Origin of the sequence: Roseixanthobacter psychrophilus (genome assembly GCF_043195195.1) — a bacterium.
Taxonomy (GTDB): domain Bacteria; phylum Pseudomonadota; class Alphaproteobacteria; order Rhizobiales; family Xanthobacteraceae; genus NCEH01.
In genome coordinates, this window is record NZ_JBAFWT010000054.1 from 1 (window position 1) to 22,027 (window position 22,027).

Below are 22,027 nucleotides of genomic sequence, written 5' to 3' on the forward strand. Positions count from 1 at the left end.
CCTGAGCCCTTTTTCTCCTCCGGTTCAGAAGAGAGTCCGAGGGCATAGTCGGGAGGATCATTCGCCTGCCGCCTATCGCGTACTCACAAGGTTTGCCCAGGCGATCGGCATTGCTTCATTCGGGTGTTTTTTTTGCGTTGTAGTGTCTTCCGATGGCGACGATCTCGCCAGCGATGCCGCGGCGGAACAGGGAGACGGCGACGACGAAGATGACGCCCTGGATGACGAGCACCCACTCGCCCAGGCCGGCGAGGTAGTTCTGCATGGTCACGATGACCGCCGCCCCCACCACCGGGCCGAGGATGGTGCCCATGCCGCCCACCAGGGTCATCAGGATCACCTCGCCCGACATCTGCCAGGCGACGTCCGTGAGTGAGGCCAACTGGAACACCAGCACCTTGGTCGATCCCGCAAGTCCGGCCAGAGCGGCCGACAGCACGAAGGCGAGCAGCTTGTACTGGTTCACCCTGTAGCCGAGCGAGATTGCCCGCGGCTCGTTCTCGCGGATGGCTTTCAGGACCTGCCCGAACGGGGAGTGGATGGTGCGGTAGATCACCAGGAACCCGAACAGGAAGATCGCCAGGACGAAATAGTAAAGATGGATGTCCTTCGTGATGTCGATGAAGCCGAGGAGCGCACGGCGCGGCACCGCCTGGAGGCCGTCCTCGCCGCCGGTGAACTTGGCTTGTAGGCAGAAGAAGAAGAACATCTGCGCCAGCGCCAGCGTCACCATGGCGAAGTAGATGCCTTGGCGACGGACGGCGAGCAGGCCGACGAGGAAGCTCAGCACGGTCGAGAACAGCACGCCGGCGAGGATGCCCAACTCCGGCGTGAATCCCAGCACCTTGATGGCGTGGGCAGAGATGTACGCCGAACCGCCGAAGAACATCGCATGGCCGAACGACAAGAGCCCCGTGTAGCCCAGCATCAGGTTGAAGGCGCACGCGAACAGCGCGAAGCACATCACCTTCATCAGGAACACTGGATAGACCGCGAATGGTGCGGCGAGGAGCAACGCGACTGCGATCAGCCCGAGCACCAGTGTCATCGGGAACCTGGATGAGGTCGCGGAGGTGGTGACGGGCGCTGTGGTGGAGGAAGACGTTGTCATTGATGCGCCCTCACTTGGCCGTGCCGAACAGGCCGGCGGGTTTCACCATGAGCACCAGAGCCATGATGACGAAGATGACGGTGGAGGAGGCCTCGGGATAGAACACCTTGGTCAGGCCCTCGATCACCCCGAGGCCGAAGCCGGTGAGGATGGCCCCCAGGATGGAGCCCATGCCGCCGATCACCACCACGGCGAACACCACGATGATGAGGTTGGAGCCCATGGTGGGGCTCACCTGATAGGCGGGGGCGGCGAGCACGCCGGCGAGCGCCGCGAGGCCCACGCCGAAGCCGTAGGTCAGGGTGATCATGCGCGGCACGTCGATGCCGAAGGCCTGCACCAGGTCGGGCCGCTCGGTGGCGGCGCGCAGGTACGAGCCGAGCTTGGTGCGCTCGATGATGAACCAGGTGGCGAGGCACACCACGAGGGAGGCCACCACCACGAAGGCGCGGTAGTTGGGCAGGAACATGAAGCCGAGGTTGGTGCCGCCCGGCAGGGGGGTGTTGTAGGGCAGGCCGGAGGAGCCGTACTGCCGGCGGAACAGGCCCTCGATGATGAGGGCGAGGCCGAAGGTGAGCAGCATGCCGTAGAGGTGGTCGAGATGGTAGAGGCGGCGCAGCAAGGTGCGCTCGATCACCATGCCGATGAGCGCCACCATCACCGGCGCCACGACGAGCGCCCCCCAGAAGGGCACGCCCAGATAGTTGAGCAGCATCCAGGCCCCGAAGGCGCCCATCATATACTGCGCGCCGTGGGTGAAGTTGATCACGTTGAGCAGGCCGAAGATCACCGCCAGCCCAAGGCTCAGCATGGCGTAGAAGGACCCGTTGATGAGCCCGAGCAGCAGCTGCCCGAACAGGGCCTGAGGAGGTATTCCAAGAAGTTCGATCATGACTTGCCCTCAGACGCCGAGGAAGGCTTCGAGACGCGCGGCGTTCTCAGCGATCTTGTCGTTCTCCACCATGTCCACCACCCGGCCGTGCTCCACCACGTAGTGGCGGTCGGCGACGGTGGAGGCGAAGTGGAAGTTCTGCTCCACCAGCAGCACCGTGAACCCCTTATTCTTGAGGTTCCGGATGATCTGGCCGATGTGCTGCACGATCACCGGGGCCAAGCCCTCAGACGGCTCGTCCAGCAACAGGAGCTTCGCCCCAGTGCGCAGGATGCGAGCGATAGCGAGCATCTGCTGCTCGCCGCCGGACAGCTTGGTGCCCTGGCTGTTGCGCCGCTCCTCCAGCCGTGGAAACAGCTCGTGCACCTCGTCCACGCTGAGGCCGCCGGGCAGCACCACCGGCGGCAGCAGCAGGTTCTCGCGCACCGAGAGCGAGGCGAAGATGCCACGTTCCTCGGGGCAGATGGCGATGCCGAGCCGGGCGATCTTGTTGGGCGCGAGCCCGACCGTTTCGGTGCCCTCGTAGCGGATCGAGCCGGCGCGCTTGCGCAAAAGGCCCATGATGGCGCGCATGGTGGTGGTCTTGCCGGCGCCATTGCGCCCCAGCAGCGTCACCACCTCGCCGGGATGGACGTCGAAGGTCATGCCGTGCAGCACGTGGCTCTCGCCATAGTGGCCGTGCAGGTCCTTCACCGACAGAAGAGGCGCGGTCCCGTTCAATGCGGCCATCTCAATGCGCTCCACCGGTGCCCATATAGGCCTCGATCACCTGCGGGTTCTTCGACACCTCCGAATAGGGTCCCTCGGTGAGGATCTCGCCGCGGGCGAGGACCGTGATGGTGTCGGAGAGGTCGGCCACCACGGACAGGTTGTGCTCCACCATCAGGATGGTGCGATTGGCCGATACCCGGCGGATGAGGTCCGCGGTGCGCGCGATGTCCTCGCGGCCCATGCCGGAGGTGGGCTCGTCGAGCAGCAGCATCTCCGGCTCGAGCGCCAGGGTGGTGGCGATCTCCAGGGCGCGCTTGCGACCGTAGGGCAGCTCGACCGCCAGATGCCGGGCGTAGGATGTGAGATCAACGTCGGCGAGCAATTGCATGGCGCGGTCGTTGAGGACGTCGAGCGACGTCTCCGCGCTCCAGAAATGGAACGAATTGCCCACCGGACGCTGCAGGGCGATGCGCACGTTCTCAAGCACCGTGAGATGGGGGAACGTTGCCGAAATCTGGAACGATCTCACCATGCCGAGGCGGGCGACGTCGGCCGGCTTGGTGCGGGTGATGTCGTGCCCGTTCAGGTGGATTGAGCCGCGTGTGGGCTCCAAGAACTTGGTGATGAGGTTGAAACATGTGGTCTTGCCGGCACCGTTCGGCCCGATCAGGGCGTGGATCGTGTGCCGGCGAATCCTCAGATCCACGTCCTTGACCGCAGCAAACCCCTTGAATTCCTTCGTAAGGCCGCGGGCGTCGACAATGTCGTCGCCTTTGGTCTGACTTGGTGGAGCGTTCATCAATTCCTCCCCGGATCTCTTCTTGCTTCACACGCGTTCGATGATTGTAGCGATGCCCTGTCCGACACCGATGCACATGGTGCACAGGGCGTAGCGGCCTCCCGTCTCCTCGAGTTGATGGAGCGCCGTGGTGATGAGGCGCGCGCCGGACATGCCGAGCGGATGGCCGAGCGCGATCGCCCCGCCATTTGGGTTCACGTGCGCGGCGTCGTCCGGCAAGCCGAGCTCGCGCAGCACGGCGAGCCCCTGCGAGGCGAACGCCTCGTTGAGTTCGATCACGTCCATGTCGGGAAGGGTGAGGCCGGCGAGGGCCAGCACCTTCCGGGTCGCCGGCGCGGGACCCATGCCCATGATACGCGGCGGCACGCCGGCCGTAGCCATGGCGACGATCCGGGCGCGGGGCTTCAGGCCGTGGATGAGGGCCGCGGCCTCGGAAGCGAGGATGACGGCGCAGGCACCGTCATTGACCCCCGAGGCGTTGCCCGCGGTCACCGAGCCGTCCGGCCGCACCACGCCCTTCAGCTTCGCCAGCTGCTCCAGGGTGGTGTCGGGGCGGGGGTGCTCGTCCAGCTCGACCAGCTTCGCCTCGCCCTTCTTCTGCGGGATGAAGACCGGCACGATCTCGCGGGCGAACCGCCCGGAGGCCTGGCCCCGGCCGGCGCGCTGCTGGCTGCGCAGGGCGAAGGCGTCCTGGTCGGCACGCGAGACCTGGAAGTCGTCGGCCACGTTCTCCGCCGTCTCCGGCATGGAATCGACGCCGTGCATCGCCTTCATGGCCGGGTTCACGAACCGCCAGCCGATGGTGGTGTCCTCGATCTTCGCGGAGCGGGAGAAGGCGCTGTCCGCCTTGCCCATGACGAACGGCGCGCGCGACATGCTCTCGACCCCGCCCGCGATCATCAGCCCGGTCTCGCCCGCCTTGATGGCGCGGGCGGCGGTACCGATGGCGTCCATGCCCGAGCCGCACAGGCGGTTGACGGTGGAGCCCGGCACCTCCACCGGCAGCTTCGCCAGCAGCGCCGCCATGCGGGCGACGTTGCGGTTGTCCTCGCCGGCCTGGTTGGCGCAGCCGAGGATCACGTCATCGATGGTGCCCCAGTCCACTGACGGATTGCGCGCCATCAGGGCGGCGATGGGGATCGCGGCCAGATCGTCGGCGCGTACCGTGGAAAGGGCGCCGGCATAGCGCCCGACGGGGGTGCGGACGGCGTCGCAGATGAAGGCTTCACTCATGGCATCAGGCCGCGCGCGGCCCCTCCTTGTCGGCCCGCAGGCCGGGCTTCATGGGATGGACGCCCCGGCGTCCGGTTCGGCATGGAGCGCGCGGCAGGCGGCGACGCGCCGGCGTAGGAACTGGGAGGCCCGGTAGCGGTCGTCGCCATAGGCCGCTTGAAGGGCGTCCAGAGCGGCGAGGATGCAGGCCGGTCCCACTTGGTCCGCCCAGGTGAGCGGGCCGCGCGGATAGTTCACGCCGAAGGTCATGGCGCGGTCGATGTCGGCAGGAGACGCCACCCCCATGAGCGCCGCCTCCGCCGCCTCGTTGGCGAGCATGGCGAGGGTGCGCAGCACTACGAGGCCCGGCACGTCGTCGACGGCCGACACCGCCTTGCCGAGGGCCTGGAACAGCCCGGCGGCGGCTGCAAGCGCGGTATCGCCTGCCTGGTCCGCCTTCGCGACGGCGATGCGCCTGGCCGATCCATAGTCGAGCGCGAGGTCGAACAGCACGAGGTCGGCCGGCGTGCCCGACGCCACGCGCTGCGTTGCCGTGCGGCCGTCCGTCAAAGCGAGGCTCGCCCCCTCCAGCCGGATGAGGCCGGCACCGGCGCTGCGCGTCACCGCGATGCCGGCCTTGGCGAGGAGGTCGACGAGGCTCTCGGCGGGCCCGAGGTCACCCTCGACGGTCACGGCGCGGGGCGCCGGCTGGGCCGGCAGCGTGGCGGGCGCAGGGGGCACGGCGCCGGCCGCATGATCGTAGAAGCCCCGCCCGGACTTGCGCCCCAGCCAGCCGGCGGCCACCAGCTCCTGCTGGGTCAGCGAGGGCCGATAGTGCGGATCGCAGAAATAGGCCTGGAACACCGAGCTCGTCACCGCGAAGTTCACGTCGTGGCCGATGAGATCCATGAGCTCGAACGGCCCCATGCGGAAGCCGCCGGCCTCGCGCATGACGGCATCGATGGTGGCGGCGTCGGCGGCGCGCTCCTCCAGGAGGCGCAGGCCCTCGGCATAGAAGGGCCGCGCCACCCGGTTGACGATGAAGCCGGGGGTCGAGGTGGCGTGCACCGGCACCTTGCCCCAGGCTTCAGCGGTCGCGAACAGCGTATCGAGCACGTCGCGGCTGGATGCGAGGCCGGCGACGATCTCCACCAGCTTCATGACCGGCGCGGGGTTGAAGAAGTGTAAACCGGCCACGCGCTGCGGATGCTTCAGCCCCGCTGCGATGGCGGTGATGGAGAGCGACGAGGTGTTCGACGCCAGGATGGCGTCGGGCGCTACGATCTCGTCCAGTGCGGCGAACACCTGCCGCTTCACCTCCAGCTTCTCGACGATGGCCTCCACCACCAGCCCCGCGCCCGCAAGGGCGTCGAGGGACGGGGCGACCGTGATCCGGGCCGCCAGCGCGTCGCGCTCCTCCGCCGGCAGCTTGCCCTTCGCGACCAGCTTGTCGAGGCCGGCGAGGATGCCGGACCGTCCCTTCTCGGCCGCACCGTCCAGCGCGTCGTAGAGGCGCACGGCATGTCCCGCCTGCGCCGCCACCTGCGCAATCCCCGAGCCCATCGCGCCAGCGCCGATAACGGCTACCAATTGCGCGGTCGCAAGCGCACCCATCACGCGCCCTCCCCGACACGGACCACGGCCTTGCCCTGCACCTTGCCTTGGGACACGAGGTCCAGCGCCTCTGGCAGCTCCGAGAAAGCGAAGTCGCGCATGATCCGCGGCTTCACCGCGCCGGCCCGCCACAGGTCGAACAGATCTTGCTGCACCTGCCGCACCCGCTCCGGGGTCCGGTCGCGGTAGTCGCTCCATTGCAGGCCGCTCACCGCGATGTTCTTGAGCAGCAAATAGTTGACCTTCAGCGTGGGGATGTCCCCGGCGGCGAAGCCGATGACGACGAGGCGCCCGCACCAGGCCATGGCGCGCAGCGCGCCGGCGAAGAAGTCCGCGCCGAGCGGGTCGAGCACCACGTCGGCGCCATGGCCGTCCGTGGCGGCGAGAACCTGGGTGCGCACGCTCTCGCGCAGGTCCGGCACGGAAAGGTCGATCACCGCGTCGACGCCCGCCGCGCGCACCACTTCCGCCTCCTCGGACGAGCGCACGCCGGCCAGCACCTTTGCCCCGAGGCCCTTGGCGATCTGCACCGCCGCAAGCCCCACGCCGCCGGCGGCGCCGCCCACGAGCACCGTCTCGCCGCGCTTGTACTGGCCGCGCTCCACCAGCGCGAAATAAGCGGTCTGGTAGACGAGGCCCATGGCCGCGGCGGCCTCGAACGACAGCCCGACGGGCATCCTGAACGCCTGCGAGGGATGCACGATCGCCTGCTCGGCGAAGGCGCCGTATTCCACCTGGGCCATGATCCGGTCGCCCGGCGCGAACCCGCTCACGCCGGGTCCGACGGCGCGGACCACGCCGGCGAGGTCCTTGCCGGGGGTGAAGGGGCGCTCCGGCAGGAACTGGTACTTGCCGGTGACCACCAGCGCATCGGGGAAATTGATGCCGGCGGCCTTCACGTCCACCACCATCTCGCCCTCTTTCGGGACGAGGTCGGCCAGCGTGTCGACGCGCATGGATGAGGGAGCGCCGTGCTCCCAGACACGATAGCTGCGCATGGGGAACGCCTTTCAGATGGACAGGAGGGGGTCGGTGGTCTCGCCCAGACGGGGGGCAACACCGCGCGAGGCGTCGGGCCGGAAGGTGGGCGCGATGGGTACCGGCAGGGCCGGAACCTCGCGTCCGCCGGCTTTCAGCGCATGGGCAAACAGCCGCCGCGCCGCCACCTGGGGATCGTTCACCGCCTCCTCCAGCGTGGCGACGATGGAGCAGCACACGTCCTGGCCGGCAAAGGCCTTCTGCCATTCGGCGGCTGTCTTTTGCGCGATGAGTCCGGCCACGGCGGCGGTGACCTCGTCGGCTGGCGCAGAGGGGTCGCGCAGGGGCTCGGGCAAAGCGATGGTGCGGGTGAAGTTCTCCCAGAACTTGTCCTCCAGCGGCGCGGCGGCGAGGTAGCGGCCGTCCGCCGTGCGGTAGATCTGGTAGCGGGGGGAGCCGCCGGTGACCAGCTCCTGGCCCGCTTGAGGCCAGCCCGAGCCGGCGAAGCCCGAGCCGAGGCCCCAGTAGAGGAAGCTGAAGAGGTTGTCGCCCATGGCCACGTCGAGATAAGAGCCGAGCCCGGTGATGTCCCGCTGGCGCAGCGCGAACAGGATGTTCATGACCGCCGGGAAGGTGCCCCCCGCCACGTCGGCGGCGAGCACCGGCGGCAGCACCGGGGCGCCGTCCGCTCCCGTGGAGAGGCCGAGCAGGCCGGTCTCGGCCATGTAGTTGAGGTCGTGGGCGGCCACCTGGGCCTTGGGGCCGGTCTGGCCCCAGCCGGTGATGGAGCAGTAGACGAGCTTGGGATTGATCTTGCGCACCGCCTCATAGCCGAGGCCGAGGCGGTCCATGACGCCCGGCCGAAACTGCTCGACGAGGACGTCGGCGCGGGCGAGGAGAGGCTTGAGGCGCTCCACCGCGTCGGGCGCCTTCAGGTCGAGGGCGATGGACTGCTTGCCGCGGTTGAGCATGACGAAGTTCACGCTGTCCTCGCCGAGCTTCGGCTCGTAGGTGCGCATCTCGTCGCCGCGTCCGGGGCGCTCGATCTTCACCACACGGGCGCCGGCCTCGGCCAGGATCAGGCTCGCCAGCGGGCCGGGCAGCAGGGTGGAGAAGTCGAGGACGAGGAGACCTTCCAGGGGGCGCATCTCACACTCCCCTGAGCTGGCGGGCTTTGGCCACCTGGGCGCGGCGGGCCGGCGCGTAGGCGGGATTGCCGAGCGCCTCGTGGAGGGCGGCCGTCACGTCGTGGTGGGCGGCGAGGCCGGTGCGCTCCAGAAGCTCGATGGGCCCTTCGGGGTAGCCGAGGCCGAGCTTCAGGGTCAGGTCCATGTCGTCGGCGGTGGCGAGCTTCGCATCCAGCCGGTTGAGGGCGGCGTTGTAATAGGGGCGCACCAGCCGGTCCACGATGCGGCCGGGGAAGTCGCCGCACACCGCGGTCTTGAGGCCGTTCTCCTCGAACAGGGCGCGGGCGGTGGCCACCACGGCATCGGGGGTGTGCGGCTGGCGCACGATCTCCACGAGGTCGGAGGGGGCGGCGTCGCCCAGGCGGAAGCGGGCGAAGCCGAGGGTGTTGGAGCCCTCCGCGCCGCGGCCCTCGCCGGTGTGGACGCCCAGGCACTCGGTGCCCAGCTCGATCAGGATGAGGCGGTAGGACGCCTTGTCCGCGAGGGCGGCATAGGCCCGGCCGGCGCCGATGCCAGTGAACACGGCCACGCCCTCCTGAGCCTCGACGGCCTTCAGGAACGGGTGCGGCTCGGAGAAGGACCGGCTGTCACCGGACTGGATCACGCGCTCGGACATGGGACGCTCGGACATGGGATCAGGCTCCGAAAATGGCGGCGGTCTCGTAATTCAGGAAGCCGCGCTTGGTCTTGCGGCCGAGGCGGCGGGCGGCGACCATGCGGCGCAGCAGCGGCGGGCAGGAAGCGCGCGGCTCGTTCGTCACGCCATACAAGGCCTCGCAGAGCAGCACCTGGGTGTCGAGGCCCACGAGGTCGAGCAACTCCATGGGACCCATGGCATAGCCGAGCGCACCCTTGATGGCCTTGTCGATCTCCGCCGGTTCCGCGACGCCCTCTTCCACGAGGCGGATGGCATCGTTGTTAAAGGGAACCAGGAAGTAATTGAGGATGAAGCCGGGCGCGTCCTGCGTCTTGACCGGGCGCTGGCCCATGGCCTCGCAGATCTTCCACGCCGCCTCCAAGCTCTCGGGCGAGGTGTTGATGCCCGGTGACATCTCCACCAGCTTCATGAGCTGCGCGGGCAGGCAGAAATGCATGCCCACGAACCGGTCGTCACGCCCGGATTTCGCCGCGATCTCGGTGATGGAGAGGGTCGAGGTGTTGGAGGCGAACAGGGTGTCCGGTCTGCACACCGCGTTGAGCGCCGAGAACAGCTTCCCCTTGACTTCCAACTCCTCGAAGATCGCCTCGATGACGAGCCCGCAGGGCGCCATGGCGGCAATGTCGCTGGTGGCGGACACCCGGCCCATGATCTTGTCCACCTGCTCCTGGGTGAGCTTGCCGCGCTGGACGGACTTGGCGAAGAACGCCTTCATCTGGCCGACGGCGCCCTCGGCTCGGGCCTGGTCGATGTCGAAGATGATGGTGGGGAAGCCGCCGCGCGCGGCGACGATGGCGATGCCCGTGCCCATGGTGCCCGAGCCGGCGACGCCGATGGTGATCTTGTTGGTCATGGTTCTTCTCAGCGCTCGATGAAGCTGCGGCCGATGAGCTGGCGATGGATCTGGTTCGTGCCTTCCCAGATCTGCGTGATCTTGGCGTCGCGCATGAGGCGCTCGACCTTGTATTCCTTGACGTAGCCATAGCCCCCGTGGAGCTGGACCGCCTCGGTGGCCATCCGCATGGCGAGGTCCGTGGCCCGCATCTTCAAGATTGAGGCCTCGATGCCGATGTCGGAGATGCCCGCATCCACCATCCGCCCCACCTGCATCATCCAGGAATCGCAGAGCGCCAACTCGCTGGCGAGGTCGGCGAGGAGAAACTGGATGCCCTGGAATTCGATGATCTTCTTGCCCGATTGCTTGCGGCCGTTGATGTAGCCCGTCGCTTCCTCAAACGCGGCGCGCGCGATCCCCAAGGCATGGGCGCCGACCGAAGGTCGCGATTTGTTTAGGGAGGCGAGCAGCAGCTTCAGCCCCTCGCCCGGCCCGCGCAGCAGATTGGCTTTCGGCACGCGGCAATTGTCGAAGGACAGCGTCGCCGTGGACGATGCGCGATGGCCCATCTTGTCCTCGAGCCGCACCACCAAGAGCCCGGGCGTGCCCTTTTCGAGGATCAGACAGGAGATCGCCTGCTTGGCGTCGGCCGTGTCCGACCACTTGCCGAAGACCACATAGAGGTCGGCCACGTCACCGTTGGTAATGAAGGTCTTGGAGCCGTTGACCACGATCTCGTCGCCCTCGGGCGTGAACTTCGTGCGCATCCCGGTGGCATCTGAGCCGGCGTCGGGCTCGGTGATGACCAGCGCGGCGAGGCCGCCCTCGGCGATGCGCGGCAACAGGCGCTGCTTCTGCTCCTCCGCGCCGAAGTCGATCAACGGCTTGATGGCGTGGAAGTTCGTCGCCCAGATGATGCCGGTGGAGGCGCAGGCTGCCGAGATCTCCCTGACGCAGGCCAGATAGGAGAGGTACGAAAGGCCGGCGCCACCATAGGCTTCCGGCACGAACATGGCGTTGAGCCCGAGTGCGTTGATGCCCTTCACGTTCTCCCAGGGAAACTCCTTGGTCTCGTCGTGATGGGCCGCGCGCGGGGCGATCTCGTCGCGGGCGAAATCGCGCACGCTTTGGAGCAGAAGCGCCTCATCCTCGGGAAGACCGAGCTGGGCGTCCAGGCGGGAGATAACGTTCATCGGCGTCCTCAATGGGCCATGCCCTGACCGCCATCGAGATAGATGGTTTCGCCAGTCAGGAAGGGAATGTTCTCGTCGAACAGGCAGGCGATGAGCCGCGCCACCTCGTCGGCCTTCGCCGGGCCGCCCACGGGGATGCGGGCGGTGAGGAAGGCGCGGGTCTTCTCCGAGGCCAGGAAGTCCTTGTTCAAGTCGGTCTCGATATAGCCGGGGGCCACCGTCATCACGCGGATGCCCTTCTGCGCCCACTCCACCGCCAGGCAGCGGGTGACGGCCGCCACCGCCGCCTTGGAGGCACAATAGGCGGTGTTATGCTTCACGCCCAGCTTGTCGAAGAACGAGCCCATGTTCACGATCAGCCCGCCGCCGGCCGCCACCAGATGCGGATAGGCTTGCTGGCACACCGAGAAGGTAGCGGTGGTGTTGGTCCGCAGCACCTCCTCGAACTCGGGGAGCGGCTGGCTCTCAGAGCGGTTGGTGAGGTGCACGCCGGCATTGTTGACGATGCCGTCGATGGAGCCGGCGGTCTTCGCGAACGCTGTCATCGCCTCGGCGATGCTGGCGGCGTCGCCCACATCGCCCTTAAGCGGCACGAGGTGCTCGCGGATCTCCGCGGAGATCTCGACGCCTTCCGGCCCGGTCCCGCGGCGGGAGACGCAGCCGACCCGGTGGCCGCGCCGGGCCAGCTCCAGTGCGGCGACGGCGCCGATGCCCCGGCTGGCGCCGGTGAGGAGAATGTTGAGGGGTGTCATCTCAGCGATCCTGGAAGTTCGGCTTGCGCTTCTCGACGAACGCGGTGAGCCCTTCGGTGGCGTCCTGCGTGCGGTAGGCGAGGGTCGACAAATCGGCCTCGATGCGCAGGCCCTCGCTGATCGGCGTGTCCAGCGCGCGGCGGACTGCGTCGCGTGCGAAAGCAAGGGCGGGAAGGCTATGACCGGTAAACTCGCCCGCCATGGCCTTCGCGGCCTCAAGCACGTCGCCCTCCGCCAGCCGGTTGACGAGGCCCATGGTGAGGGCCTCCTCGGCGCCCACCGTGCGGCCGGTGAGAACCATCTCCAGCGCGCGCGCCTCGCCCACGAGGCGCGGCAGGCGCTGGGTGCCGCCATAGCCGGGGATGAGCCCAAGCTTGATCTCCGGCAGGCCCATCTTCGCCTTCGGCGAAGCGACGCGGAACGTGCAGGCCATCGCCAATTCCAGACCGCCGCCGAAGGCATAACCGTTGATGGCGGCGATGGATGGCACCTTGAAGGTGTCGAGTTTGGCGAAGGTGCGCTGGCCGAGCTCGGTGCCGGCGCGCTCCTCCATCAGCGGACGACCCATCAGCTCCTTGATGTCCGCACCCGCACAGAACGCCTTCTCGCCCGCGCCGGTGAACAGCAGGGCCCGGATGTCCCAGCCCGCCGCCTCGTCGATGGCCGCGCTGATGTCGCGGATGATGGCGAAGGACAGCGCGTTCAGCGCGTCCTGCCGGTTGAGGGTGATGACGGCGAGCGCGCCGTCCCTCACGAGGTCGACCATGTCAGGCTCCTTTGGCGAGCGACGCGTCTGGCGCCCGGAAGCGCACGGGGGTCGGCGAGAGGGTACCGGCGCTGACCATTTCCACCATGTCGCGCTTCAGCACCTTGCCGCTGGCGGTGACGGGGAAGGCGTCCAGCTCCAGGTAGAATTCCGGCATGTCGTACTTGGAGAGCCCGGCCTCGAAGAGGTGGGCCAGCATCTCCTCAGCGGCGATGCGGGTTCCGTCCTTGGCGATCACCGCGAGGCACACCTTCTCCCCGAGCCGGTCGTCGCGCACCGGAAACGCGGCCACCTTGAAGGCGGACGGGTGGCGGATGGCGAGATCCTCGATCTGCGAGGGATAGATGTTGTGCCCGCCGCGGACGATGAGGTCCTTGGAGCGGCCCACGATTTCCAGGTTGCCCTGAGGGTCGAGCCGGCCGAGATCGCCGGACATAAACCAGCCGTCCGCATTGAACGACTGCTCTGTAGCCGGCTGGTTGCCGAAATAGCCGAGCATGAGGCAGGCGCCGCGCCCGCCGATCTCGCCCATCTCGCCGGGCGCGGCCTCCAGGTCGTGATTGTCGGCCTTGAAGATCCTCACCTCATAGGCGGCGCAGGCCTTGCCGCAGGTGCGCACCATGGTCTCGACGTCGTCGTCCGGCAGCGTGTACTGGTGCGACCCGTTCTCGGTCATGCCGTAGATGTTCTGCGGTTTGACCCCGTAGGCGAGGAAGTGCCGCGCCACATCCATGGGGATGGCCGCGCCGGCGAGGTAGAAGGTCTTCACGTTGCCGATGCCGGCGAAGCCACGCCGCTCGATTTCGCCCAGAAGGTCGATGGCGTGCGTGGGCACGCCCATCACATAGGTGGCGCCGGTCTCGATGATGCGGTCCAGCGGGCTCTGGCCGCGCGGCGCGTCGTTGACAACCAACTCGGCGCCAGAGACCAGCATCTGCTCTAGCGCAACCGTGGAGATGTGGTGGCTCTGCGGACTCAGGGAGTAGATGATCGTGTCCGGCCCCACATGCCAATCCGCGACCATGGCGCGGCCATTGGAGATGAGCGTGTTGTCCGAGTGCATCACACCCTTGGGCTGGCCGGTGGTGCCCGAGGTGAAGGCGAGGTAGGTCACCTTGTCGGGGTTCGTCACTGGGGGCGTCGCCGGCGCGGGGCCGTCGGCCGACGGGAAGGCGGCGATCCGGTCGGCGTGGATCGGCGCGCTACCGCCCACCACATAGAGCCGACGCATGGCCGGCAGGGCAAGGGCGGCGGCGAACACGTCGTGGCGGTCGGCGTCAGCGCCATGGCCCATTTGGGCCACCAGCGCGGCGGCGCCGCACCGCTCCATGAGAGTGATGATCTCGCTGACCGTGTGGTTCACATGGAGCGAGGGTGTGCACACGAGCCCGGCCCGCGAGCAGGCGAGGAACACGATCACCGATTCGACCCGGTTGGGGAGCCACACGCCCACTCGGTCGCCGTGCCTGAGGCCGGCGGCGGCGAAATCGGCGGCGGTGGCGTCAGCCCAGCGGATCAGGTCCGCCCAGGTCAGACGCCGGGAGCCATCGGCGAGGGCGTAGGCGTCCGGCCGCTGCACGGCATGGGCCGCGGCAAGGCCGTAGAGGGTGTCGTCCTGCCACTGCCCGGCGGCGTAGTAGGCCCGGGCGATGGCGGGATCATGCAGGGTGAGAAGGGTGGGCTGCATGGGGCAGCCCTCACTTGCCGAACTTGGCGGGATCGGGTTTGCGGCGCTGGGCGAAGGATTCGGCGAGCTCGTGGGATTCGTCGCTGTCCAGGTAGCCGCGCAGCAGGAGGTCGTGGGCCATGCGGGCGAGTCCGCCCACGCCCGAATGGCGCGCCGAGAAGGCCGCCTTCAGCGAGGCGATGGCGAACGGGCCGCGATCGGCGATGGTGAGCGCCATCTCGCGGGTGGCCTCGGCCAGCTTGTCGTCCGGCACTACCTTGTTGATGAGGCCGTAGGAGAGCGCCTGCTGGGCGGTCAGCTTCTCGTTGAGGTACCAGATCTCCTTCGCGCGGCGCTTGCCCACGATGTCCTCCAGGAACCAGGTGCCGTAGCCGGCGTCGAACGAACCCACCATGGGTCCGACCTGGCGGAACACGGCGCTTTCCTTGGCGATGGCGAGGTCGCAGACCATCTGGAGCACGTTGCCGCCGCCCACCGCGAAGCCGTTGACGGAGGCGATCACCGGCTTCTGGAGGCGCTCGATGGCGTCGTACATCTCGAGCGTCGGCAGCACGCCGGCATAAAGGTTGGTCTTTTCCAGTCCGTCCTTGCGACCGCCGGTGCAGAAGAACTTTTCGCCGGCGCCGGTGAGCACGGTCACGCGGGTGCGGGTCTCGTTTCGGATGGTCTCGATGCAGTCGCGCAGCTCACGGCACATGGTCGCGTTAAACATGTTACCGTCATCGGGCCGGTTCAGCGTGATCGTGCCGACGGGGCCGTCTTCGCTGTAGAGAATGGTCTCGTAGGACATGCGTAAGCGTTCCTTCCTGATGAAATTTTTTTGGTGCGGGACCGCGATGCGTCTCAGATGACGCCTTTTGCCCGCAGCTCGGTGATGGCCCGTTCGTCATAGCCGAGGAGCTCGCCCAGTATCTCCTCGCAATGCTCGCCGAGCCGCGGCGGGGGCGAAAAAAAGCCGGCCGGCTCGCCGTCTATGTGGATGCCGAGGGCAACCTGGGGCACCTCGCGGCCATCTTTCGTGATGCGGTAGAAGGTGGAGCGCGCCTGGAAATGCTCGTCTGCCACCACCTCGTCCACACGGTAGATGGGGCCGGCGGGCACCTTCGCGGCTGCGAAGCGGTGTAGCCATTCGGCGCGCGGCTGGGTGAGCAGGATGGCCTGGATGCGGGCAACGATCTCCCCCCGGTGCAGGCGCCGGTCGGCGTTGGTGGCGAGATGAGCAGCGTCCGCCTCCCCGGGGTGGTCCACCGCCTCCCAGAAACGCCGCCAGATGGCGTCGTTGCCGAGCCCGAGGGTCATGGGCAGGTCCTGCGTCTCGAACGTCTGGTAGATGGCGATCACGCTGTCGCGGCCACCGGTCCGCCGCGGCACCTCGCCGGAGCCGAGATACGGCAGGATGCGCGGCGACATGAAGCGGATCATGCTCTCAGTCAGGGACACGTCGATGCTCGCGCCCTGGCCGGTGGCGGTGCGGCGATGCAGGGCGGCCAGCACCGCCATGGCGGCATCGGCGCCGGCCAGCATGTCCGCGGCGGGGGCGCCGACCTTCTGCGGCTCGGCCTCGGCCGGGCCTGTGAGGTCCATGACGCCGCTGTAGCCCTCGGCGATGAGGTCGTAGCAGGCCTGTCCGGCCCGCGGGCCGGACAGGCCGAAGCCGGTGAGTGAGACGTGGATGAGACGCGGGCGGGACGCGCGCAGGGTGGCGGCATCGAGACCGAGCTTCTTCTGCACGCTCGCGAGTTGGTTGGTCACCACCACGTCTGCGGTATCGATGAGGTCGGCCAGCACCTGCCGCCCGCCTGGGCTGGAATAGTCGAGGGCGAGGCTCTTCTTGTTGCGGTTCACGGCCAGGAACCACAGGGATTCGTCCTCCAGGAAAGGAGGCCCCCAATGGCGGGCGTCGTCGCCGGATGGGCGCTCCACCTTGACGACCTCGGCGCCGAAATCCGAAAGCAGCATCGTGGCGTAGGGCCCGGCGATCGAGGTGGTGAGGTCAACCAGCCGGACGTCCGAGAGAATCCGGAACGACTCGTTGACGTGCCCCTCGGGCAGGTTCGAGCCAGGAAGGTCTTCAGCGGGAAGGGGAGCTATTTTCATCATTGGTACGATCCTCGCCGCACCGCTGCAGCAAGGATCGTACCAAGACTTGGAATCGGACGAAACTCCCCCGCATTTGCCGCTTGCGTTCTGCGAATTTTGCCTACTATATGTTTCTAGATTGGACACTAGAATACTCTTTGTGTCCTCAAGGAATACAAACTTGAGACTGGGATGGCGACGCCACTAGAGATCGTTATCGTCGATCGCGCCGGGACGCTGGCTTTCGCTTCTCATCGACTCCGGGCTTCCGGGCTTGCGGAGGAGGTTCGCACTCATGTCCGCGGCGCAGCCAAGGGGAGAAGAATTTTTACTGTCTCCTTGGGTGATGCGGCTTACGTGGTCGTCTGCGGCCAAACCGGCGACGGCATGACTGCCGCCCTTGTTCATCCCGAGGACAAGGCGTCCACACTGGTGGACTTTGTCCTCAGCGTGGACATCGCCTTCGATATCCTCAACCACTTCCTCACCAATCCCTACGAGGGTATCACGGTCGTGGATCGCGCCGCCGTGCTGCGCTATGTGAGCCCGGTGCACGAGCGCTTCTTTGGCTTCGAGCGCGGTGGAGCGTTGGGACGCCCGGTGCAGGAGGTGATCCAGAACACCCGGCTGCACGTGGTGGCCCGGACCGGCAATGCCGAGATCGGCCAGGTGCAGGAGATGCGGGACGTCACGCGGGTGGTGAATCGAATTCCCATCCATCACGATGGCGAATTGGTCGGCGCCATCGGCCGGGTCATGTTCAAGGCGCCGGAGGAGGTGCACGAGCTGTCCCGCCAGATCTCAACGCTGCGCGCCGAGGTGGACTACTACAAGAAGGAGCTGGCGGGCCTGCGCCACCGCACCTTCGGCCTCGACGAGATCGTGGGCGAGAGCGACTCCATCCGCCGCCTGAAGGAGGACATCCGCAAGGTGGCGCCCCTCGATGTGCCGATCTTCGTCTCCGGCGAGAGCGGATCGGGCAAGGAGCTCGTGGCCCATGCCATCCACAATCTGAGCCGCCGGATGGAGCGGCCCATGGTGGTGGTCAATTGCGGCGCGCTGCCGGCCAACCTGGTGGAGAGCGAATTGTTCGGCTACGAGGCCGGCGCGTTCACCGGCGCGCGGCGCGAGGGGCGGGCCGGCAAGTTCGAGATGGCGGACCGCACCAGCCTGTTCCTGGACGAGATCGGCGACATGCCGATGGAAACGCAGGTCAAGCTTCTGCGGGTCATCGAGAACGGTGTATTCGAGCGGGTTGGCTCCAACCGCAGCCGCTCCACCAACTTCCGGCTCATCAGTGCCACCAACCGGGATCTGAGGCGCCTGATCGCCGAGGAGGCGTTCCGCGCCGACCTTTATTTCCGCATCAACGGCGTGACACTGCGCGTGCCGCCCCTGCGCGAGCGCGCCTCCGACATTCCCCTGCTGGTGAAGCATTTCGTGCAGCGCATCGGCCCGCGTATCGACTCGAAGATCCACCGCGTTCATCCCAAGGCGGTGCAGATGCTCCAGACGCTTCCCTGGCCCGGAAACGTGCGCCAACTTCACCATGAGGTGCGACGGGCCATGATCTTCGCCGACGGCGGCGAATTGACGTTGGCGAACTTCCGCGACCTCGACGACATGCCGGGGGAGGCAGTGAACGCTACCGTTCCGGAGGCATCGAGCGCGACGACCATCCGAGAGACCGTGGGAAACATGGAGTATGCGCTGATCCGGGAGGCGCTGGACCGCCACAAAGGCAACAAGAAGAAGGTCGCCGCAGAGCTGGGGATCTCCCGATCTTATCTTTATAAAAAACTAGGCGAGATGTCCTCTCGCCCATAAGTGGGAGGGATCGCGCGGAATGGGCCTGGCGGCGCGGGACTTGACGTCCCTCTTTGCGGCTTTGCCCCCTTCAGCCCTTCTTCACCAGCTTGCAGGTGGACTTGTCCAACGGCTGGAAGACTTCATCGCCGGGGATCGTGCGCAGCACCTTCATGAGGTCCCATTCGTTCTTGGATTCCTCGGGCTTCTTGGCCTCCACCAGATACATGTCGTGCACCATGCGGCCATCGGCCCGGATGACGCCGTCCTTGGCGAAGAAATCGTTGATGTGGTTGGCCTTCATCCAGTCCGTCACCTTCTGCGCATCGTCGGACCCGATGGCCTGGACGCCCTTCAGATAGTGCATGGTGGCGGAATAGGCGCCCGCCTGGACCATGGAGGGCTGGGCCTTCATCCGCGCATAGTACTTCTTCGCGAAGGCGCGGCTTTCGTCATTCCGGTCCCAGTAATAGCCACCGGTGAACTTCAGTCCCTGCGCCACCGGAAGACCGAGGGCCTTGATGTCGTTGATGAACACCAGCATGGCGGCAAGGCTCTGGCCGCCCTGGGTGATGCCGAACTCGCTGGCCTGCTTGACTGAATTGACGAAGTCACCGCCCGCATTGGCGAGGCCGATCACCTGCGCCTTGGAGGATTGCGCCTGAAGCAGGTAGGAGGAGAAGTCCGTCGAGGAGAGCGGGGCGCGCACACTGCCCAGCACCTTGCCGCCATCGGCGAGCACGACGCGGGACGTGTCGGCTTCGAGCGCATGGCCGAAGGCATAGTCGGCAGTGATGAAGAACCAGTTCTTGCCGCCTTCCTTCACGATGGCCGAGCCGGTCCCCGTGGCAAGCGCGTAGGTGTCGTACACATAGTGGATGCCATAGGGCATGCAGCCGGCATTGGTGAGGCCGGTGGTCGCGGAACCGGCGCCGATGATAACGCGCTTCCTCTCTTCGCCGAGACGGAACAAGGCGAGCGCGGATGCGCTGTCCGTGGACTCGACGACCATGTCGACTCCTTCGGTATCGAACCAGCGCCGGGCGATGCCCGAGGTCACGTCCACCTTGTTCTGATAATCCGCTGAAACCACCTCGATGGGCTGGCCGTTCACCTTGCCGCCGAAATCCTCAACGGCCATCTTTACCGCCGCGACGACGCCGGGGCCGCCATGGCGCGAGTAAACGCCGGTCATATCGACGATGGCGCCAATCTTCACCGAGCTATCGTTATTATTTTGCGCAGAGAGCGGGGCCGGAGACACCGCAACGGCTGCTGCGAGTGCAGCTGCGCCGAAGCTGGCACGGATGGGGAGAAAATTCACTGGCGTCCTCCTTCACTTTTGGCGGCGCACACTTTGGCGCCGGTGATTGATGAGATCACCACAGCAATATTTAGGCCACTTTATAATATATTGTTTTAATTAGCTTTTTTTCCGACATAGAGATTTTTTGTGTAGTCACTGGAGACACCATTTCCAAGAAGGGAGTGGCCTTCCGGAGACCACCAGCCGCTGGCAACCCCTCGTGTGCTTGGCTCTTTGACCTCGCGCCTTCGAGTATCGCCTCCGCTCAGATGGCGCCGATTGGGTGTCCCTCTCACGGACAACCGCTGACCGTCACGCCGACATCCATGGCGAGAACAAACCCCTTGACCGACAAGACAGTCGCTCACAGGGGAATGCACCAAAAGCACAATCGGGCGGACATAGCAGGAGGAAACGTCATGCGAGTGAAGAAGTTGTTGTTTCTCGCCGGCGCATTGGCTTGTCTTCATGCCCTCCAGGCGATGGCGCAAAACTCGACGGCACGAACAGTGAAGATCGGTGTCCTGAGTGACCTGTCGGGACCCTATGCCGATAGCGGCGGAATGGGATCTGTCGTGGCCGCGCGCCTAGGCTCAGGACCTATTAATTTCGCCTGATCTGTGATTCACAGTCTCAGATGAGGAGGCTGTGATGGGTGATTTGTTCCTGCTGAGCGAGCGGCAGATGGCGCGGATCTCGCCGTTCTTTCCCCTGGCCCATGGCGTGCCGCGGGTCGATGACCGGCGGGTGGTGAGCGGCATCGTCTATGTGATCCGCAACGGGCTGCAGTGGAAGGACGCGCCCAAGGACTACGGCCCGCACAAGACCCTCTACAACCGCTTCATCCGCTGGAGCCGGCTGGGCGTGTTCGACCGCATCTTCGCCAACCTCGCCGGCGAAGGGCCGAAACCCGAACGGGTCATGATCGATGCCACCCATCTGAAGGCCCATCGCACGGCAGCGAGCCTCTTAAAAAAGGGGCTGTTCCCCGTCGTATCGGGCGCACCAAAGGCGGCCTGAACTCCAAGCTCCACACCGTTTGCGACGGCGAGGGCTGGCCGATCCTCATGCTGCTGTCGGAAGGCCAGATGAGCGACCACAAGGGCGCCCGCCTGATCCTCGACGCCCTGCCGCCGGCCAAGAGCCTGATCGCAGACCGGGGCTACGACAGCGCCTGGTTCCGGGACGCGCTCGCCGCCAAGGGCATCGCGCCCTGCATTCCCTCATCCAGGAGCCGCAAGCACCCCTTTTCCTACGACAAGGTCCTCTACCGCCAGCGGCATAAGGTCGAGAACCTGTTCGCCAAGCTCAAGGACTGGCGACGCATCGCCACCCGCTACGACCGATGCGGCCACACCTTCTTCTCTGCCATATGCATCGCCGCTACCGTAATCTTCTGGCTCTGATTAGTGAGTCCTGAGCCTAGCGATTGAGGATTCGGGCCTGGCGAAGAAGGGATGGACCATCGAGATCGTCGCGGCCGGCCACCAGAACAAGGCGGACATCGCCGCGAACACGGCCCTGAAATGGTACGATACTGAAGGCATCGACGCCATCACGGACCTCTTAAATTCCGCTGCGGCCCTGGCGGTCAGTCAGATCAGCCGCGACAAGAACAAGGTTGTCCTCGCCTCCGGTCCGGCGACATCGGATCTGACCGGGAAGGCCTGCTCGCCCAACACCGTCCACTGGACGAGCGATACATGGTTGTTTGCCAACGGCACCGGCAAGGCGCTGGTGAAAACTGGCGGTGATACGTGGTTCTTCCTGACCGCGGACTACACCTTCGGTCATTCGCTGGAGTGGGACACCGAGAAAATCGTGCTGGAGAACGGTGGAAAGATGGTCGGTAAGGTGCGTGCGCCGATCGGCACCTCGGATTTTTCGTCGTTCCTGCTCCAGGCGCAGGTCTCCGATGATCGGGAGGCCGAGTTCCTTGAGGGTGTGATAGAGCCAGGGCGTCAACGGACCTGTCTCGAGACCGAGCCGCACCAGGTCGGGGGCATGGCGCCGCAAAGCTGTTGCGAGCACTTGCGGATCGCTGGGGGTGAATAGGGTGAGGTGATGGCCCTGATGACGGACCTGAGGCAGGGTCGGCTGAGGCGGTCCCTTTCGGAAACTTTTTTCTCCCCCAGCCTGCATCAGACGCCGATGCTGCAGGAAGGCGTAAGCGATCATGGTCATCAGGGCGTGACGGTGGAGGCCGCGCCAGGAGCGCCCCTCGAAGTGGTCGAGGCCGAGTTGCTCCTTCATTTGCTGATGGGCCTGCTCGCACACCCAGCGCGCCTTGATGGCGGCCGCCAGCTTTCGCAGAGAAACCCCGGCCGGCAGGTTGGACAGATAGTATTTGCGCTCGCCCGAAGACCGCCACTCGCCCACGAGCCAGGCTTCCTCCCCCGGCATGTGCTGCTGGCCCTTGTCAAGGATGTGCTGAGGCGGCC

At 66.4% G+C, this 22,027-nt stretch carries 20 protein-coding genes and 3 pseudogenes; 4 read left to right on the top strand and 19 right to left on the bottom strand.

Annotation, left to right across the window (positions count from 1 at the left end):
• Window positions 1–115 precede the first annotated feature (115 nt).
• Genes V5F77_RS25625 through V5F77_RS25700 form a run of 16 tightly spaced genes read right to left on the bottom strand, consistent with a single transcriptional unit; the run spans window position 116 to window position 16,495 of the window.
• Window positions 116–1,111 carry a branched-chain amino acid ABC transporter permease gene (locus tag V5F77_RS25625; RefSeq protein WP_394025593.1) on the bottom strand — a complete coding sequence of 332 codons (996 nt, stop codon included), beginning with the start codon at window positions 1,109–1,111 and terminating at the stop codon, window positions 116–118.
• Between the two features lie 10 nt (window positions 1,112–1,121).
• The gene (locus tag V5F77_RS25630) at window positions 1,122–2,003 is read right to left on the bottom strand and encodes a branched-chain amino acid ABC transporter permease (RefSeq protein ID WP_394025592.1); all 882 of its coding nucleotides are present in this window, start codon (window positions 2,001–2,003) and stop codon (window positions 1,122–1,124) included.
• Between the two features lie 9 nt (window positions 2,004–2,012).
• Entirely contained in the window at window positions 2,013–2,732 is a 720-nt protein-coding gene (locus V5F77_RS25635) for an ABC transporter ATP-binding protein (RefSeq protein WP_394025591.1), read from the bottom strand.
• A 1-nt stretch (window position 2,733) separates the two neighbouring features.
• Window positions 2,734–3,513 (bottom strand): ABC transporter ATP-binding protein, encoded by a 780-nt coding sequence (locus tag V5F77_RS25640; protein WP_348842191.1) that lies wholly within the window; start codon window positions 3,511–3,513, stop codon window positions 2,734–2,736.
• Between the two features lie 27 nt (window positions 3,514–3,540).
• Window positions 3,541–4,746, bottom strand: a complete 1,206-nt coding sequence (pcaF, locus tag V5F77_RS25645; RefSeq protein ID WP_394025590.1) for a 3-oxoadipyl-CoA thiolase — start codon at window positions 4,744–4,746, stop codon at window positions 3,541–3,543.
• Between the two features lie 48 nt (window positions 4,747–4,794).
• Window positions 4,795–6,339 carry a 3-hydroxyacyl-CoA dehydrogenase PaaH gene (gene paaH / locus V5F77_RS25650; protein ID WP_429007995.1) on the bottom strand — a complete coding sequence of 515 codons (1,545 nt, stop codon included), beginning with the start codon at window positions 6,337–6,339 and terminating at the stop codon, window positions 4,795–4,797.
• Window positions 6,339–7,337 (bottom strand): NADPH:quinone oxidoreductase family protein, encoded by a 999-nt coding sequence (locus V5F77_RS25655; RefSeq protein ID WP_394025588.1) that lies wholly within the window; start codon window positions 7,335–7,337, stop codon window positions 6,339–6,341. The genes paaH and V5F77_RS25655 overlap by 1 nt, the downstream gene beginning before the upstream one ends.
• 12 nt (window positions 7,338–7,349) lie before the next feature.
• A complete protein-coding gene (locus tag V5F77_RS25660) occupies window positions 7,350–8,465 on the bottom strand; it encodes a CaiB/BaiF CoA transferase family protein (RefSeq protein WP_394025587.1) in 1,116 nt (371 codons plus the stop codon).
• A 1-nt stretch (window position 8,466) separates the two neighbouring features.
• Window positions 8,467–9,135: a 3-hydroxyacyl-CoA dehydrogenase family protein gene (locus V5F77_RS25665; RefSeq protein ID WP_394025586.1), complete on the bottom strand. Its 669-nt coding sequence runs from the start codon at window positions 9,133–9,135 to the stop codon at window positions 8,467–8,469.
• Window positions 9,136–9,139: 4 nt separating this feature from the next.
• Complete coding sequence (locus tag V5F77_RS25670) at window positions 9,140–10,015, bottom strand: 3-hydroxyacyl-CoA dehydrogenase family protein (RefSeq protein ID WP_394025585.1); 876 nt, start codon at window positions 10,013–10,015, stop codon at window positions 9,140–9,142.
• A gap of 8 nt (window positions 10,016–10,023) precedes the next feature.
• On the bottom strand, window positions 10,024–11,190 hold the full coding sequence (locus tag V5F77_RS25675) for an acyl-CoA dehydrogenase family protein (RefSeq protein ID WP_394025584.1): 1,167 nt from the start codon (window positions 11,188–11,190) through the stop codon (window positions 10,024–10,026).
• 8 nt (window positions 11,191–11,198) lie between these two features.
• On the bottom strand, window positions 11,199–11,942 hold the full coding sequence (locus V5F77_RS25680) for an SDR family NAD(P)-dependent oxidoreductase (protein WP_394025583.1): 744 nt from the start codon (window positions 11,940–11,942) through the stop codon (window positions 11,199–11,201).
• 1 nt (window position 11,943) lies between these two features.
• Complete coding sequence (locus V5F77_RS25685) at window positions 11,944–12,708, bottom strand: enoyl-CoA hydratase/isomerase family protein (protein WP_394025582.1); 765 nt, start codon at window positions 12,706–12,708, stop codon at window positions 11,944–11,946.
• 1 nt (window position 12,709) lies between these two features.
• Window positions 12,710–14,395, bottom strand: a complete 1,686-nt coding sequence (locus V5F77_RS25690) for a class I adenylate-forming enzyme family protein (protein ID WP_429007996.1) — start codon at window positions 14,393–14,395, stop codon at window positions 12,710–12,712.
• 10 nt (window positions 14,396–14,405) lie between these two features.
• A complete protein-coding gene (locus V5F77_RS25695; protein ID WP_394025580.1) occupies window positions 14,406–15,185 on the bottom strand; it encodes an enoyl-CoA hydratase-related protein in 780 nt (259 codons plus the stop codon).
• Window positions 15,186–15,238: 53 nt separating this feature from the next.
• A complete protein-coding gene (locus V5F77_RS25700) occupies window positions 15,239–16,495 on the bottom strand; it encodes a CaiB/BaiF CoA transferase family protein (RefSeq protein WP_394025579.1) in 1,257 nt (418 codons plus the stop codon).
• A gap of 366 nt (window positions 16,496–16,861) precedes the next feature.
• On the opposite strand from V5F77_RS25700, the gene V5F77_RS25705 reads away from it, so the two are divergent.
• Window positions 16,862–18,301: a sigma-54 interaction domain-containing protein gene (locus V5F77_RS25705; protein WP_394025578.1), complete on the top strand. Its 1,440-nt coding sequence runs from the start codon at window positions 16,862–16,864 to the stop codon at window positions 18,299–18,301.
• Between the two features lie 70 nt (window positions 18,302–18,371).
• On the opposite strand, the gene V5F77_RS25710 is transcribed toward V5F77_RS25705, so the two are convergent.
• On the bottom strand, window positions 18,372–19,604 hold the full coding sequence (locus tag V5F77_RS25710; RefSeq protein ID WP_429007997.1) for an ABC transporter substrate-binding protein: 1,233 nt from the start codon (window positions 19,602–19,604) through the stop codon (window positions 18,372–18,374).
• A 401-nt stretch (window positions 19,605–20,005) separates the two neighbouring features.
• Between V5F77_RS25710 and V5F77_RS25715 the strand changes: the two genes are divergently transcribed.
• The 3 genes and pseudogenes from V5F77_RS25715 to V5F77_RS25725 all read left to right on the top strand — a co-directional run.
• Entirely contained in the window at window positions 20,006–20,203 is a 198-nt protein-coding gene (locus V5F77_RS25715; RefSeq protein WP_429007998.1) for a hypothetical protein, read from the top strand.
• 34 nt (window positions 20,204–20,237) lie between these two features.
• Window positions 20,238–20,992 (top strand): IS5 family transposase gene (locus tag V5F77_RS25720; RefSeq protein WP_429007999.1). Its coding sequence is split into 2 segments (ribosomal slippage): window positions 20,238–20,571 and window positions 20,571–20,992, totalling 756 coding nucleotides; the frame shifts between segments, so codons are not numbered across the junction.
• Window positions 20,993–21,089: 97 nt separating this feature from the next.
• A pseudogene (locus tag V5F77_RS25725) lies at window positions 21,090–21,440 on the top strand (ABC transporter substrate-binding protein); the annotation flags it as partial.
• Window positions 21,441–21,500: 60 nt separating this feature from the next.
• Here the strand turns inward: V5F77_RS25725 and V5F77_RS25730 are convergent.
• Both V5F77_RS25730 and V5F77_RS25735 read right to left on the bottom strand, forming a co-directional pair.
• Window positions 21,501–21,632: pseudogene (locus V5F77_RS25730) on the bottom strand (IS110 family transposase); the annotation flags it as partial.
• Window positions 21,619–22,027: pseudogene (locus V5F77_RS25735) on the bottom strand (transposase); the annotation flags it as partial. The pseudogenes V5F77_RS25730 and V5F77_RS25735, both read right to left, overlap by 14 nt.

What these genes read in the sequence shown, in the direction of transcription:
- V5F77_RS25630 (WP_394025592.1), bottom strand. Translation starts at nt 2,003, where the DNA reads ATGATCGAACTTCTTGGAATACCTCCTCAGGCCCTGTTCGGGCAGCTG.
- V5F77_RS25675 (WP_394025584.1), bottom strand. Translation starts at nt 11,190, where the DNA reads ATGAACGTTATCTCCCGCCTGGACGCCCAGCTCGGTCTTCCCGAGGAT.
- V5F77_RS25635 (WP_394025591.1), bottom strand. Translation starts at nt 2,732, where the DNA reads ATGGCCGCATTGAACGGGACCGCGCCTCTTCTGTCGGTGAAGGACCTG.
- paaH (WP_429007995.1), bottom strand. Translation starts at nt 6,339, where the DNA reads ATGGGTGCGCTTGCGACCGCGCAATTGGTAGCCGTTATCGGCGCTGGC.
- V5F77_RS25690 (WP_429007996.1), bottom strand. Translation starts at nt 14,395, where the DNA reads ATGCAGCCCACCCTTCTCACCCTGCATGATCCCGCCATCGCCCGGGCC.
- V5F77_RS25670 (WP_394025585.1), bottom strand. Translation starts at nt 10,015, where the DNA reads ATGACCAACAAGATCACCATCGGCGTCGCCGGCTCGGGCACCATGGGC.
- V5F77_RS25700 (WP_394025579.1), bottom strand. Translation starts at nt 16,495, where the DNA reads ATGATGAAAATAGCTCCCCTTCCCGCTGAAGACCTTCCTGGCTCGAAC.
- V5F77_RS25655 (WP_394025588.1), bottom strand. Translation starts at nt 7,337, where the DNA reads ATGCGCAGCTATCGTGTCTGGGAGCACGGCGCTCCCTCATCCATGCGC.
- V5F77_RS25660 (WP_394025587.1), bottom strand. Translation starts at nt 8,465, where the DNA reads ATGCGCCCCCTGGAAGGTCTCCTCGTCCTCGACTTCTCCACCCTGCTG.
- V5F77_RS25705 (WP_394025578.1), top strand. Translation starts at nt 16,862, where the DNA reads ATGACTGCCGCCCTTGTTCATCCCGAGGACAAGGCGTCCACACTGGTG.
- V5F77_RS25625 (WP_394025593.1), bottom strand. Translation starts at nt 1,111, where the DNA reads ATGACAACGTCTTCCTCCACCACAGCGCCCGTCACCACCTCCGCGACC.
- V5F77_RS25680 (WP_394025583.1), bottom strand. Translation starts at nt 11,942, where the DNA reads ATGACACCCCTCAACATTCTCCTCACCGGCGCCAGCCGGGGCATCGGC.
- V5F77_RS25665 (WP_394025586.1), bottom strand. Translation starts at nt 9,135, where the DNA reads ATGTCCGAGCGTCCCATGTCCGAGCGCGTGATCCAGTCCGGTGACAGC.
- V5F77_RS25715 (WP_429007998.1), top strand. Translation starts at nt 20,006, where the DNA reads ATGCGAGTGAAGAAGTTGTTGTTTCTCGCCGGCGCATTGGCTTGTCTT.
- pcaF (WP_394025590.1), bottom strand. Translation starts at nt 4,746, where the DNA reads ATGAGTGAAGCCTTCATCTGCGACGCCGTCCGCACCCCCGTCGGGCGC.
- V5F77_RS25640 (WP_348842191.1), bottom strand. Translation starts at nt 3,513, where the DNA reads ATGAACGCTCCACCAAGTCAGACCAAAGGCGACGACATTGTCGACGCC.
- V5F77_RS25685 (WP_394025582.1), bottom strand. Translation starts at nt 12,708, where the DNA reads ATGGTCGACCTCGTGAGGGACGGCGCGCTCGCCGTCATCACCCTCAAC.
- V5F77_RS25695 (WP_394025580.1), bottom strand. Translation starts at nt 15,185, where the DNA reads ATGTCCTACGAGACCATTCTCTACAGCGAAGACGGCCCCGTCGGCACG.